The 13,034-nt window shown below is 64.1% G+C and carries 14 protein-coding genes and 1 tRNA gene; 12 read left to right on the forward strand and 3 right to left on the reverse strand.

Annotation, left to right across the window (positions count from 1 at the left end):
- The coding region (locus PHQ87_RS09270) for a trypsin-like peptidase domain-containing protein (RefSeq protein ID WP_300233286.1) at window positions 1–1,142 on the reverse strand (1,142 nt) is incomplete at its 3' end.
- Between the two features lie 159 nt (window positions 1,143–1,301).
- On the opposite strand from PHQ87_RS09270, the gene PHQ87_RS09275 reads away from it, so the two are divergent.
- From PHQ87_RS09275 to pdxA, 3 genes are all read left to right on the forward strand, one after another.
- Complete coding sequence (locus PHQ87_RS09275) at window positions 1,302–1,445, forward strand: DUF3149 domain-containing protein (RefSeq protein ID WP_300233288.1); 144 nt, start codon at window positions 1,302–1,304, stop codon at window positions 1,443–1,445.
- Between the two features lie 105 nt (window positions 1,446–1,550).
- Entirely contained in the window at window positions 1,551–2,330 is a 780-nt protein-coding gene (locus tag PHQ87_RS09280) for a Nif3-like dinuclear metal center hexameric protein (RefSeq protein ID WP_300233290.1), read from the forward strand.
- 35 nt (window positions 2,331–2,365) lie between these two features.
- The gene (gene pdxA / locus PHQ87_RS09285) at window positions 2,366–3,352 is read left to right on the forward strand and encodes a 4-hydroxythreonine-4-phosphate dehydrogenase PdxA (protein ID WP_300233292.1); all 987 of its coding nucleotides are present in this window, start codon (window positions 2,366–2,368) and stop codon (window positions 3,350–3,352) included.
- 22 nt (window positions 3,353–3,374) lie between these two features.
- On the opposite strand, the gene mscL is transcribed toward pdxA, so the two are convergent.
- Window positions 3,375–3,803, reverse strand: a complete 429-nt coding sequence (gene mscL, locus PHQ87_RS09290) for a large conductance mechanosensitive channel protein MscL (RefSeq protein ID WP_300233294.1) — start codon at window positions 3,801–3,803, stop codon at window positions 3,375–3,377.
- Between the two features lie 262 nt (window positions 3,804–4,065).
- Between mscL and petA the strand changes: the two genes are divergently transcribed.
- The 6 genes from petA (at window position 4,066) to PHQ87_RS09320 (ending at window position 8,333) form a co-directional block, all read left to right on the forward strand.
- A complete protein-coding gene (petA, locus tag PHQ87_RS09295) occupies window positions 4,066–4,674 on the forward strand; it encodes a ubiquinol-cytochrome c reductase iron-sulfur subunit (protein ID WP_300233295.1) in 609 nt (202 codons plus the stop codon).
- 36 nt (window positions 4,675–4,710) lie between these two features.
- On the forward strand, window positions 4,711–6,150 hold the full coding sequence (locus PHQ87_RS09300; protein ID WP_300233297.1) for a cytochrome bc complex cytochrome b subunit: 1,440 nt from the start codon (window positions 4,711–4,713) through the stop codon (window positions 6,148–6,150).
- A 30-nt stretch (window positions 6,151–6,180) separates the two neighbouring features.
- Window positions 6,181–6,936: a cytochrome c1 gene (locus tag PHQ87_RS09305; protein WP_300233299.1), complete on the forward strand. Its 756-nt coding sequence runs from the start codon at window positions 6,181–6,183 to the stop codon at window positions 6,934–6,936.
- A gap of 110 nt (window positions 6,937–7,046) precedes the next feature.
- Entirely contained in the window at window positions 7,047–7,658 is a 612-nt protein-coding gene (locus PHQ87_RS09310; protein WP_300233300.1) for a glutathione S-transferase N-terminal domain-containing protein, read from the forward strand.
- Window positions 7,659–7,710: 52 nt separating this feature from the next.
- Window positions 7,711–8,244, forward strand: a complete 534-nt coding sequence (locus PHQ87_RS09315; RefSeq protein ID WP_300233302.1) for a ClpXP protease specificity-enhancing factor — start codon at window positions 7,711–7,713, stop codon at window positions 8,242–8,244.
- A gap of 13 nt (window positions 8,245–8,257) precedes the next feature.
- Window positions 8,258–8,333, forward strand: a tRNA-Thr gene (locus tag PHQ87_RS09320).
- A 28-nt stretch (window positions 8,334–8,361) separates the two neighbouring features.
- Here PHQ87_RS09320 and PHQ87_RS09325 read toward each other — a convergent pair.
- Window positions 8,362–8,679 carry a DciA family protein gene (locus PHQ87_RS09325; RefSeq protein ID WP_300233305.1) on the reverse strand — a complete coding sequence of 106 codons (318 nt, stop codon included), beginning with the start codon at window positions 8,677–8,679 and terminating at the stop codon, window positions 8,362–8,364.
- Window positions 8,680–8,738: 59 nt separating this feature from the next.
- On the opposite strand from PHQ87_RS09325, the gene PHQ87_RS09330 reads away from it, so the two are divergent.
- From PHQ87_RS09330 to PHQ87_RS09340, 3 genes are all read left to right on the forward strand, one after another.
- Entirely contained in the window at window positions 8,739–9,689 is a 951-nt protein-coding gene (locus PHQ87_RS09330) for a M23 family metallopeptidase (RefSeq protein WP_300233306.1), read from the forward strand.
- 171 nt (window positions 9,690–9,860) lie between these two features.
- Window positions 9,861–12,605, forward strand: coding sequence for a preprotein translocase subunit SecA (gene secA, locus PHQ87_RS09335; RefSeq protein WP_300233308.1), 2,745 nt, complete (start codon window positions 9,861–9,863; stop codon window positions 12,603–12,605).
- 156 nt (window positions 12,606–12,761) lie between these two features.
- Window positions 12,762–13,034 (forward strand): bifunctional ornithine acetyltransferase/N-acetylglutamate synthase (locus PHQ87_RS09340; RefSeq protein WP_300233310.1); only part of this gene is annotated, 273 nt, incomplete at its 3' end.

Raw genomic sequence — 13,034 nt, forward strand, 5'->3', positions numbered from 1 at the left:
ACCTGCGGCCGCGCGGGGTTGCGTCGGCCCGGGACGATCTGCAGTGACTGCGTGCCATCCCTGCGCACCACGACCAGGGTGGAGGGCTGCCCCGGAGGCAGCGCCGCGACGGCCGACAGCAGTTGCGACACGTTTTTGACCTCCCTCTCGCCAACGTGGGTGATCACGTCACCGGGCCGTACGCCGGCCTGTGCCGCGGGGCCGTTTTGCAGCACGCCCGTGATGATGACACCACCTTTGTCGCCCAGTCCGAAACCTTCGGCCAGCTCGGGTGTCAGGTCCTGTGGTTCCACGCCGATCCAGCCCCGTGTCACCTGCCCGTCGCGAACGATGGCTTCCATGACACTGCGTGCGGTCGATGTCGGAATGGCAAAACCAATACCCATCGAGCCGCCGGAGCGTGAGTAAATGGCCGTGTTGATGCCCATCAACCGACCCTGGGTATCCACCAGTGCACCACCGGAGTTACCCGGGTTGATGGCGGCGTCGGTCTGGATGAAGTTTTCGAAGATGTTGATGCCCAGCTGGGTGCGGCCCAGCGCGCTGACAATGCCGCTGGTGACGGTTTGCCCAACGCCGAACGGGTTGCCGATGGCGAGAACCTGGTCCCCGATTGCCAGTGCGTCAGAGTTGCCCAGGGTGATCACCGGCAATTTGTCGAGATCGATCTTCAGGATGGCCAGGTCGGTTTCGGGATCGGTGCCGATCACCTGGGCGACACTGGTGCGTCCGTCGTTGAGCACCACCTCGATTTCGTCCGCTTCCTCGATCACATGGTTGTTGGTCAGAATGTAGCCGGCCGGGCTGACGATGACCCCGGAGCCCAGACCGGTTTGCGGTTGTGCCGAGCCCTGGTCACCAAAGAAGAAGCGGAACCAGGGGTCGGCGAGCTCCTGGGGCAGTTCGGTGACCTTGCTGGTGTTGATGCTGACCACGGCCGGCGAGGCCGCCTGGGCGGCGGCCCTCAGACTGCCGGGCGCCACCTCGGTGCCAGTGGCTGGCGGAGCCGCCTCGAACACCGGGACAACATAGGACGTCGAGGGTCGATGATCGAGCCAGGATGGCTTGAGCGTGGCCACCACGAAGTAGGCGGCGACCAGTACCGTCACGGTTTGGGCGAATAACAGCCAGAGGCGTTTCATGGGTATGGGAATGGGGCGACCGGAATGGCGGCGTAGGTTCCATTGTCGGTCATTTGGTTGCGTCACCCAGGAACTTCAAGGGGGTTGATCAAGGTCAAGGCAGATGAAAGCCCGCAACGATGAAATGGGCATCTGTCAATGAAGCCGCAGGAGGGCAGCATGAAAGCGATGGTGGATCTTTTTTCAACCGATTACGGGCTGTTCAGCGTCGGGGTGCTGGCGTTCATCGTCGTGATGGCCGTCTGGTTCTACCGTTTTTTCACGCGCAAAATGGCCGAATCGGAAGCCGCTCAGAAGCCCTGACGGCGGTTCGCGGGGCTGATCCCGGGGCAAAAGGGGTCTGGGCGTCGGGTCGTGTCGTGTGGCGCAAGGGTGTGAAGGCCGCTTGTTGCCTGCCACAATCGAGGCATGACCCACCCATGCAACCCAACCGTTTCCCGGGATCGATTGTGCAGCGCGCTCGACGATTTGCTGCAGCCGGCCGCCTTCAGGGACTACGGTCCCAACGGACTGCAGGTCGAAGGCAAGGCCGAGGTGCGGCGACTCGTGTCCGGTGTCACCGCCAGTCTGGCCCTGATTGAGGCCGCCATCGAGGCGGGTGCTGACGCGATCCTGGTGCATCATGGCCTGTTCTGGCGCGGTCAGGATGGGCGCGTGGTGGGTTGGATGAAACGCCGGCTCGAGCGTCTGTTGGCGGCAGATGTGAGTTTGCTGGCGTACCACCTGCCGCTGGACGCACATCCCGAACTGGGCAACAACGCGCAACTGGCGAGGCAATTGGGCATCACACTGGATGACGGTCCGACCGGTCGTTTCGGTGAGCAGGCCCTGGGATGCCTGGGTCAGCGAGCCTGGGACTCGATGGCGGAGATGGCACGCGACGTCGGGCAGGTGCTGGGTCGCGCGGTGACCCTGGTGGCCGAGCCCGACCGTCCGGTGCGGCGAATCGCTTTGTGCTCGGGCGGCGCGCAGTCCTATTTCGAGGCCGCCATTGCCGCCGGCGCCGATGTGTTCATCACCGGCGAGATTTCGGAGCCGCAGGCGCACTATGCACGTGAATGTGGCGTTGGCTACATGGCCTGCGGGCATCATGCCACCGAGCGCTATGGTGCGCCGGCGGTGGGTGAGCACGTGGCACGGTTGCTGGGTATCGAGCACCGCTTCATCGACATTCCCAACCCGGCCTGATGCCCATGACGGCTTCCCCGCGTCCTCCGATGCTCATGACCATGGGCGACCCCGCCGGCATCGGTCCCGAGATCGTGCTGGCCGCCGCGGCACGGCATCCCGAACGCTGGCAGGATCTGGTGGTGGTCGGCGATTTCGCGGTGATGCAGGCTGCGCGGGAGCGGCTCGCGGGCCAGTCGCCCCTGCCGCTGCCGCCTTTGCGCGCCTGGGATGGCACGTGCAAGCCAGGTTCGCTGGCGGTGTGGCAGGCCGGTGATCCGCGCCCGCTGCCATCGATCGGGCAGGTCAGCGCGGACGCCGGCCGGATGGCGGCCGACGCCATCGAGCTGGCGGCGCGGCAGGTGCTGGCGGGCGCCGGGCAGGCCGTGGTGACCGCTCCCATCCACAAGGAGGCGCTGGCCGCCGCCGGCATCGGTTTTCCCGGTCACACCGAGTTCCTGCAGGCCCTGGCGGCCGAACACCTCGGTCGCGTGGCGGACGAGGTGCCGGTGCGCATGATGCTGAGTTGCCCCGGGCTGAGGACGGTGCTCGTGACGATCCACGTCGCGCTGCGCCGGGCCATCGACATGCTCAGCATCGAGGAGGTGTGGCAGACCCTGCAGATCACCGACCGGAGCCTGCGGATCGAGGGGCGCCGCCCCCGGATCGCGGTGGCGGGCCTCAATCCCCATGCGGGCGAGGGTGGACTGTTCGGCCGCGAAGAGATCGAGATCATCGCGCCAGCCGTGGCGCGGGCACAGCAAATGGGCATGGACGTGTCCGGCCCGCATCCACCGGACACTGTCTTCATGCGGGCGCGCCAGGGGCAGTTCGATGTCGTGATCGCGATGTACCACGACCAGGGGCTGATCCCGGTGAAGCTGCTGGGGCTGGATGGCGGTGTCAACACCACATTGGGCCTGCCTTTCGTGCGGACCAGTCCCGATCACGGGACCGCCTTCGATCTCGCGGGTACAGGCCGGGCCGACCCGTCCAGTCTCATTGCCGCGTGGGACGCGGCGATGGAAATGACGGCCGCCTGAGCCGGCGGCGCGTCGGTCCGACTTACTTGCGCAGGCTGTCGCGGATTTCGCGCAGCAGCAGCACATCCTCGGGGGTGGCCGGCGGCTCGGCTGGCGCAGCGGGCTCTTCGCGGCGGAAGCGGTTGATCTGCTTGATCATGATGAAGATCACGAAGGCCAGGATCAGGAAGTTCAGCGCCACCGAGACGAAGCTGCCGTAGGCCAGCACGGGTACGCCCGCCTCGCGCACGGCGGCCAGGGTGCGGGGCGTGCCCTCGGGGACCGCGCCCAGCGCGATGAACAGGTTGGAGAAGTCCAGCTTGCCGAACACCAGGCCCACCAAGGGCATGATCACATCGTCCACCAGCGAGCCGACGATCTTGCCAAACGCGCCGCCAATGATGACGCCGACCGCCAGATCGATGACGTTGCCCTTGACGGCAAATTCCTTGAACTCTTGCATCATGCCCATGTAAATGGCTCCTGTGTACTTGTACTGATGATTCGATCGATTCCCGGCGGTGATCGACATTCTGCCGCCGAAAGCTGCAGTGTGGCATGCCGCAGAGGCTGTGGTGGTCCGGAGAGTGAAAGGGCCGGCAAGGTGGCGGGGATGGTCCATCCGGCCATTGGCCAAGCACTGCGCCCCGGCAAGCACCGGAGCCGGGTCATGCCTCCGGTACAATGCCGGGTTGACCCTTGTGTCTGTTTCGAAACGACCTTGAAAGATCCCCATGAGTGAAGCAACCGTCGATTCGACTGTCGATAACAGTCGTCGGACCTGGCTGATCACGTCCTGCGCCATGGGTGGCGTGGGCGCCGCAGCCGTTGCCGTGCCTTTTGTGAGCACCTTCCAACCTTCGGAGCGGGCCAAGGCGGCCGGCGCGGCGGTGGAGGTCGACATTTCAGCCATCCAGCCCGGCGAGAAAGTCGTGGTCGAGTGGCGCGGCAAACCGGTGTGGATCATGAAGCGCACACCGGAGCAGCTGGCCGCACTCGAAAAGATCGAAGGCGAGCTGGCCGACCCCAACTCCGAGCGCAAGGCCTACCCGACTCCCGAGTATGCGAAGAACCGCCACCGCTCGATCAAGCCCGAGGTTTTCGTGGGCGTGGGCATCTGCACCCATCTGGGCTGCTCGCCTGGCGACAAGTTCTCACCCGGTCCGCAACCTTCGCTGCCGGACGACTGGCAAGGCGGCTATCTGTGCGCCTGCCACGGCTCCACCTTCGATCTGGCCGGGCGCGTGTTCAAGAACAAGCCAGCGCCGGACAACCTGGAGGTGCCGCCGCACTACTACGTGTCGGACACGGTGTTGCTCATTGGCGAAGAAAAACAGGCCTGATGCGCCGCCTGCGCATTGCGACCACAAGAGGCTGACATGGCTGAATTCAAAGAACTTCCCCCCGATGCTCCCACTGGCCAGAAGGTCATGAACTGGTTCGAGAACCGGTTTCCGACCGCGTTCGCGGCCTACCGGGTTCACATGTCGGAGTACTACGCTCCGAAGAACTTCAACTTCTGGTACATCTTCGGCTCGCTGGCGCTGCTGGTGCTGGTGATCCAGATCGTCACCGGCATCTTCCTGGTGATGCACTACAAGCCAGACGCGAACACGGCTTTCGCCTCGGTTGAGTACATCATGCGCGACGTGCCATGGGGCTGGCTGATCCGCTACATGCACTCCACGGGGGCCTCGGCGTTCTTCATCGTCGTGTACCTGCACATGTACCGCGGCCTCATCTACGGCTCGTACCGCAAGCCGCGTGAACTGGTCTGGATCTTCGGTTGCGCCATCTTCCTGGCGCTCATGGCCGAAGCCTTCATGGGCTATCTGTTGCCCTGGGGCCAGATGTCCTACTGGGGCGCCCAGGTGATCGTCAACCTGTTCTCCGCCATTCCCTTTGTCGGTCCCGATCTGGCCATCCTGATCCGCGGCGACTACGTGGTGGGTGACGCTACCCTGAACCGCTTCTTCAGCTTCCATGTGATCGCCGTTCCTCTGGTGCTGCTGGGCCTGGTGGTGGCGCACCTGCTGGCGTTGCACGACGTGGGCTCGAACAATCCCGATGGCGTCGAGATCAAGGCGGGCCCCAAAGGCAACCGCTGGTCCAAGGATGCGCCTGCCGACGGTGTGCCCTTCCACCCCTATTACACGGTGCATGACATCTTCGGTGTGAGCGTGTTCCTGATGGTGTTCTCGGCCATCGTGTTCTTCGCACCCGAGTTCGGTGGCTACTTCCTCGAGTACAACAACTTCATCCCCGCCGATCCGCTGGTGACGCCGCTGCACATCGCTCCGGTCTGGTACTTCACGCCGTTCTACTCGATGCTGCGTGCCATCACCACCGAGATGATGCTCGTGGTCTCGGTCATCACCGTCCTGACCGTGCTGTTCGTCTGGATCAAGGGCCGGATGTCGCTGATGACCAAGGCCGGCATCTCGGTGGCGGCGCTGGTGGCGCTGGCGGTGTTTGGCGGCTTCTCCTTCATCGGCATTCCCGGCATCGACGCCAAGTTCTGGGGTGTGGTGGTGATGGGCGGTGCCGTGATCATCCTGTTCTTCCTGCCCTGGCTGGACCACAGCCCGGTCAAGTCGATCCGCTACCGTCCGAGCTGGAACAAATGGCTGTACCTGGTGTTCGTGATCAACTTCCTGATCCTGGGCTATCTGGGCGTGCAACCGCCTTCGCCGGTCGGCGAGCGTGTGTCTCAGGTGGGCACCCTGTTCTACTTCGGGTTCTTCCTGCTGATGCCGTGGTGGTCGCGTCTGGGTGAGCCCAGGCCCGTGCCTGCCCGTGTCATTTTCAAGCCTCACTGAGTCAAGAACCCGCAAGTGGAGAAACACCCCATGAAAAAGATGCTTCTGGGTTTTGCACTCGCCCTGGGCCTGATTGGTACCGCTCAGGCGGCCGGTGGCAGCTTCCCGATCGAGAAAGCGCCCAACCGGACCAACGACATCGCGGCGCTGCAAAATGGTGCCAAGATCTTCGTCAACTACTGTCTGAGCTGCCACTCGGCGGCCTTCATGCGCTTCAACCGGCTGCGCGACATCGGCCTGACCGACAAGCAGATCGCCGAAAACCTGACCTTCACGACCGACAAGATCGGTGACACCATGAAGGCAGCCATCGACCCGAAGCAGGCCAAGGACTGGTTCGGGGCCAACCCGCCCGACCTGAGTGTGATCGCCCGCTCCAGGGCCGGTCATGGTTACAGCGGTGCGGATTACCTTTACACCTTCTTGCGCACCTACTACCGTGACGAGACCAAGCCCACGGGGTGGAACAACCTGGTGTTCCCGAACGTCGGCATGCCCAATCCGCTGTGGCAGTGGCAGGGCGAGCAGAGGCCCGTCATGCAGAAGGTGGACAGCCATGGCCACGAAACCGACGTCTTCAAGGGCTGGGAGCAAGTCAAGCCCGGCGCCATGTCCAAGGCCGAGTTCGATCAAAATGTGGGTGACCTCGTCGCCTACCTGCAATGGATGGGTGAACCGGCCCAGAACAGCCGCGTCCGTCTGGGTGTCTGGGTGATGCTGTTCCTGGCTGCCTTCACGCTTGTGGCCTGGCGTTTGAACGTGGCGTTCTGGAAAGACGTCAAGTAAGCAGGTATTCGATTCGCTGGTGCCCCGGGGTGCCGGCCTGCGCAGTGGTCGGGTCGATGCCACCCCGGTGGCAGATCCGCCACTGTTTTTTGCATTAAGGAGCGCTTCTCATGATGGTCCTGTATTCCGGCACCACCTGTCCCTACTCCCACCGCTGCCGTTTCGTCCTGTTCGAGAAGGGCATGGACTTCGAGATCCGGGATGTGGACCTGTACAACAAACCGGAAGATATCAGCGTGATGAACCCGTATGGCCAGGTGCCGATACTGGTTGAGCGCGACCTGATTCTGTACGAGTCCAACATCATCAACGAGTACATTGACGAGCGGTTCCCGCATCCGCAGCTGATGCCTGGCGATCCGGTGGACCGTGCACGCGTGCGCCTGTTCCTGCTCAACTTCGAAAAGGAACTGTTCACCCACGTGTCCGTGCTGGAAAGCCGCACGGCCAAGGGCAATGACAAGGCCCTGGAGAAGGCGCGCGCTCATATCCGCGACCGACTGACCCAGCTGGCCCCGGTGTTCCTCAAGAACAAGTTCATGCTGGGTGACAATTTCTCCATGCTCGACGTGGCCATCGCGCCGCTGCTCTGGCGCCTGGACTACTACGGCATCGAGCTGAGCAAGAACGCAGCGCCGCTCCTCAAGTATGCCGAGCGCATCTTCTCCCGGCCGGCCTACATTGAGGCCCTGACCCCGTCCGAAAAAGTGATGCGCAAATAAGCGACTCGCTTGCACCCGGGGCCGACGGTCCTGGTGGCAAGCCCCTGCCGGCATGAACAACACGAACGAACAAGCCCTGCCCTCCACGCGGCCCTACCTGATCCGGGCCATGCACGAGTGGTGCACCGACAACGGTTTTTCGCCGTATATGGCGGTGCATGTCGACCGGTCGGTGCAGGTGCCCATGGAGTTCGTCAACAACGGCGAAATCGTGCTCAACGTCAGCCACGATGCCACCAGTGGTCTGCACATCGGCAACGACTGGATCGAATTCAAGGCCAGATTCGGCGGCGTGGCGCGGGAAATTCTGGTGCCGGTCACGCATGTCCTGGCCATCTATGCGCGGGAGAACGGGCAGGGGATGGCTTTTCCGCCGCCCGAGCCGCAGGTGTCCGAGGCGGATGCCGGGGCGGCGCTTCCCGGCGAGTCCGGCGGCACCGACGGCGGCGCTCCCGCAGCACAGCGTGGTCCGCAACTGCGCGCCGTGCCCACGGAGGAGTCGCTGGCGCAGGGCACCGGTGGCGATGGCAGCCCGGAACCAGGCGGCCCCAAAGGGCCTCGTCCGGCACTCAAGCGCGTCAAGTAGAATCCAGGCCCGTGCCGCTTTAGCTCAGTTGGTAGAGCACTCGCCTTGTAAGCGATAGGTCGTCTGTTCGAGTCAGACAAGCGGCACCATTCATATATCAGCGGCCAGCGGCACCGTTCATCGTCCGGGCGTTTGGATCTTGAGTCTGATGCTCGTAATCTGGTACCCTTTTTGATTGAGTTCCCGGATCATCGTGGGAACCAGTTGCCGCAGCTTGGTTGAAACCGCAGCCGACGCCACCAGCAGGCACCAGTCTCCGTCCTGCAGCGGACCGGCCTGGATCGATGCGCGAAGTGGGGGGGGGAGCAGGGGTTTGACGGCCTGAAGGCAGGCGCTGGAGGCGCGAATCCGTTCCTGAAGAGCGGCCAGCGGTGGTGCCTCGCCAGCAGCCTGTTCCAGCGACCACAGCATCTGGCGGCGAATGACAGGGTTCATGGGCGTGGTGGCTACCCGGGGGCGGGTAACATCGGGTCTCGGATGGAAGGATTGAGGGCGTGCACATCATTATCACGGACGCTTGGCTGGCGAAGAGCCGCGCCCTTCACCTCAATGGGGTGAAACTGGTGCTTATGGCGCTGGCCGGGTCCTGTCTGCTGATGCTGGGCGCCGTGGCCACCTATCACTGGGTATTTCTCGAGGGCGTGCGCCAGGGGTGGCCCGGTTTCGGGTCGATGGCGCGCCTGGTCACGCAGGGCGAGGTCGACGCCAACAAGCTGTACATGCGTGAAAACCTGGACGCCATGGCCCGCAAGGTGGGCGAAATGCAGGCACGCATGGTCCAGATCGAGTCCCTGGGCGAGCGGGTGGCGGGTATGGCCGGGCTGGATCCGGCCGAGTTCCGTGTGCCGCCGGCATCCGGTGGCGCCCTGGTTGCCTCGCGCCCGCTGACACCGGAGGAATTCCAGGCCACGCTGGACCGCCTGGATGAGGCATCGGGCATGGGCTTCGACTGGTTGACGGCGGTCGAATCCAGGTTGTTCGATCAGAAGATCCGGCGCAGCATGGTGCCGACCCAGGTCCCGGTGAACGACAGCAGCATCGGCTCACCCTTCGGTTTCCGGATCGATCCCATCACCGGGCGGACGGCCTTGCATACGGGGCTGGATTTTCCGGCCCATACAGGCACTCCCATCCTGGCGGCAGCGGGCGGCGTGGTGGTGGTGCAGGAACGCCATCCGGCGTACGGCAACATGGTCGAAATCGACCATGGCAACAGCCTCATCACACGCTATGCCCACGCGTCGCGGGTGGTGGTGAAAAAGGGTGATCTGGTCAAGCGTGGCCAGCACATCGCAGACGTCGGCTCGACCGGTCGGTCGACCGGGCCCCATCTGCACTTCGAGGTGTGGGTGGCTGGCGTACCCCAGGATCCGAAGCGCTTCCTGAATGCCGGCGAGAATGTGGCGGCTTTGCTGCCACCCCGCCAGGCACCGCCTGCACGCTGACGCGTCGCTGCGACAGGGCTCCTCTGTAGAATCCCTGTTTGCTCTTGCACGTGGCGCCTGCGCGTGCCGGCCGGTCCCATCTGGCCTGGCCGACAGGCGTCTGATCGCCCGAATCCCCATTTTCCCTCCGGCCAAAGGTGACCGCATCGCGGCGCCAATGGTCCCAATCGTATGGCCACGAACTTTCTGACCAAAATCTTTGGCAGTCGCAACGACCGCTTGCTCAAGACCTACCGCAAGACGGTCGATCGCATCAATGGCCTGGAGTCCAAGTACGAAAAGCTGTCCGATGAGGAGCTGGCCGCTCATACCGGGCAGTTCCGCCAGCGTCTGGCCCAGGGCGAGACGCTGGATGCCTTGCTGCCCGAGGCGTTTGCGGTCGTGCGTGAGGCGAGCAAACGCGTCATGAAGATGCGCCACTTCGACGTGCAGATGATCGGGGGTATCGCGCTGCACCACGGCAAGGTGGCCGAAATGCGCACGGGCGAGGGCAAGACGCTGACAGCGACGCTGCCGGTGTACCTGAACGCACTGGCCGGCAAGGGTGTGCATGTGGTGACGGTCAACGACTACCTGGCGACGCGCGACGCGCAGTGGATGGGCCGCCTGTACAACTTCCTGGGCCTGACGGTGGGCATCAACCTGCCGCAGATGTCGCGCGAGGAAAAGCAGGCGGCCTATGGCGCCGACATCACCTACGGCACCAACAACGAATACGGCTTCGATTACCTGCGCGACAACATGGTCTACGAGGCGGGCGATCGCGTACAGCGCCAGCTGAACTACGCGATCGTCGACGAGGTGGACTCGATCCTCATCGACGAGGCGCGCACGCCGCTGATCATCAGTGGGCAGGCCGAGGACCAGACGCCCGTCTATATGGCGATCAAGCAACTGGTGCCGCACCTGGTGCGCCAGGAGGGCGAAGCCGATCCGCGCACGGGCGAAGGTGTCATCAAACCGGGTGATTTCACCGTCGATGAAAAGGCACATACCGTTCACATGACGGAGCAGGGGCACGAAAAGGCCGAGCAACTGCTGGCCCAGGCGGGTCTGTTGCCCGAGGGCGCATCCCTGTACGACCCCTCGAACATTGCGCTGCTGCACCATCTGGTGACCTCGCTCAAGGCGCATCATCTGTACCACCGTGACCAGCACTACGTGGTCCAGAACGGCGAGATCGTCATCGTCGACGAGTTCACTGGCCGCCTGATGTCGGGGCGCCGCTGGAGCGACGGTCTGCACCAGGCGGTCGAGGCCAAGGAGGGTGTGAGGATCCAGCCCGAGAACCAGACGCTGGCCTCGATCACTTTCCAGAACTATTTCCGCCTGTACGGCAAGCTCGCGGGCATGACCGGTACGGCCGATACCGAGGCCTACGAATTCCAGGAGATCTACGGGCTGGAGACGGTGGTGATTCCCCCGAACCGCCCGAGCCAGCGGCAGGATCAGCTGGACCGCGTCTACAAGACCACGCCCGAAAAGTACAAGGCGGCCATTGCCGACATCCGGGAGTGTCACGAGCGGGGCCAGCCGGTGCTGGTGGGCACCTCCTCGATCGAGAACTCCGAGATCATCTCGCAGCTGCTCAAGGCCGAGAACCTGCCGCACGAGGTGCTCAATGCCAAGCAGCACGCCCGTGAAGCCGAGATCATTGCGCAGGCGGGCCGTTCTGGCGCGATCACCATTGCCACCAACATGGCCGGACGTGGTACCGACATCGTGCTGGGTGGCAACCTCGAGAAGATGATTGCGGCGATCGAGGCCGACGAGAGCCTGGACGAAGCGCAGAAGGCGGCGCGTATCGACGCGGCGCGCGCGCAGTGGCAGCAGGACCATGAAAAGGTCAAGGCGCTGGGCGGCCTGCGGATCATCGCGACCGAGCGCCACGAGTCGCGCCGGATCGACAACCAGCTGCGCGGTCGCTCGGGCCGCCAGGGCGACCCGGGTTCCTCGCGCTTCTACCTGAGCCTGGACGACCAGCTGATGCGCATCTTCGCGGGTGACCGCGTGCGGGCGATCATGGAGCGCCTGAAGATGCCCGAGGGCGAGGCCATCGAGGCCGGCATGGTCACCCGCAGCATCGAGAGCGCACAGCGCAAGGTCGAAGCGCGCAATTTTGACATCCGCAAGCAGCTGCTCGAATACGACGACGTGGCCAATGACCAGCGCAAGGTCATCTACCAGCAGCGCAACGACATCCTCGATGCCAAGGATTTGCGTGCGCAGATCACCTCGCTGCGCGACGGCTGTTTTGCAGACCTGGTGCACCAGTTCGTGCCCGAAGGCAGTGTCGAGGAGCAGTGGGACCTGCCCGCGCTGGAGCGCACGCTGCGCGAGGAGTGGTCGGTCGACGTCCCGCTGGTCGACTGGGTGTCGTCCGCCGAGAGCGTCGAGGTCGATGACATCGTCGGCCGTGTGCAGGCCGCGGCCAAGGAGGTGTTCGACGCCAAGGTGGTACAGGTCGGCGAGGAGAACTTCACGCAGTTCGAACGCGTGGTGCTGCTGCAGACGCTGGACTCGCAATGGCGCGACCACCTCGCGGCGCTGGACTACCTGCGCCAGGGCATCCACCTGCGCGGTTACGCGCAAAAGCAGCCCAAGCAGGAGTACAAGCGCGAGGCCTTCACGCTTTTCGGGCAACTGCTCGACAGCGTGCGCAATGATGTCACCCGTATTCTCATGAATGTCCGGGTGCAGTCGCCGGAGCAGGTCAACGAGGCGGCTGAGCAGATGGAGGCCAAGGCCGGCCACCTGTCCAACGTCACCTACACGGCGCCGACCGAGACCGGGGGTACGGAGAGTGTGACCGATGGGGACAGCCTCGCACAGGCTGTGCCGCGTGTGGGGCGCAACGATCCATGCCCCTGCGGCAGCGGCAAGAAATACAAACAGTGCCACGGCCGGCTGACATGAGACTCCTCCCCTCCTGCACCGCTGGGTGGCTCGGTGCCGCCGCCGCAGGCCCTTGGAGGGGGGCGCACCCGACGGCCCGGCCAAGCCGGTTCCGTGGGGGACCGCGACAGGGACATTTATTTCGTTGCACTTCTTCCATTCATAGGCGCGACCACCATGCCCGTATTGCTTGAACGTCCTGATCCCGCTTTGCTGTTGCCCGTGGCCGGTGTGCGTATCGGCGTGGCGGAGGCCGGTATCCGCAAGGCCGGACGCAAGGACCTGACGGTGTTCCTGATCGACGAGGCCGCCTCGGTCGGTGCCGTGTTCACCCGCAACCGCTACGCGGCGGCGCCGGTGCAGGTCTGTCGTGATCATCTGGCGGCCGGGCAGGGCGTGCGTGCCATGGTGGTGAACACCGGCAATGCGAACGCCGGCACCGGCGAGGCC

It is taken from the genome of Hydrogenophaga sp. (assembly GCF_028698005.1).
In the GTDB taxonomy this organism is placed as follows: Bacteria; Pseudomonadota; Gammaproteobacteria; order Burkholderiales; family Burkholderiaceae_C; genus Hydrogenophaga.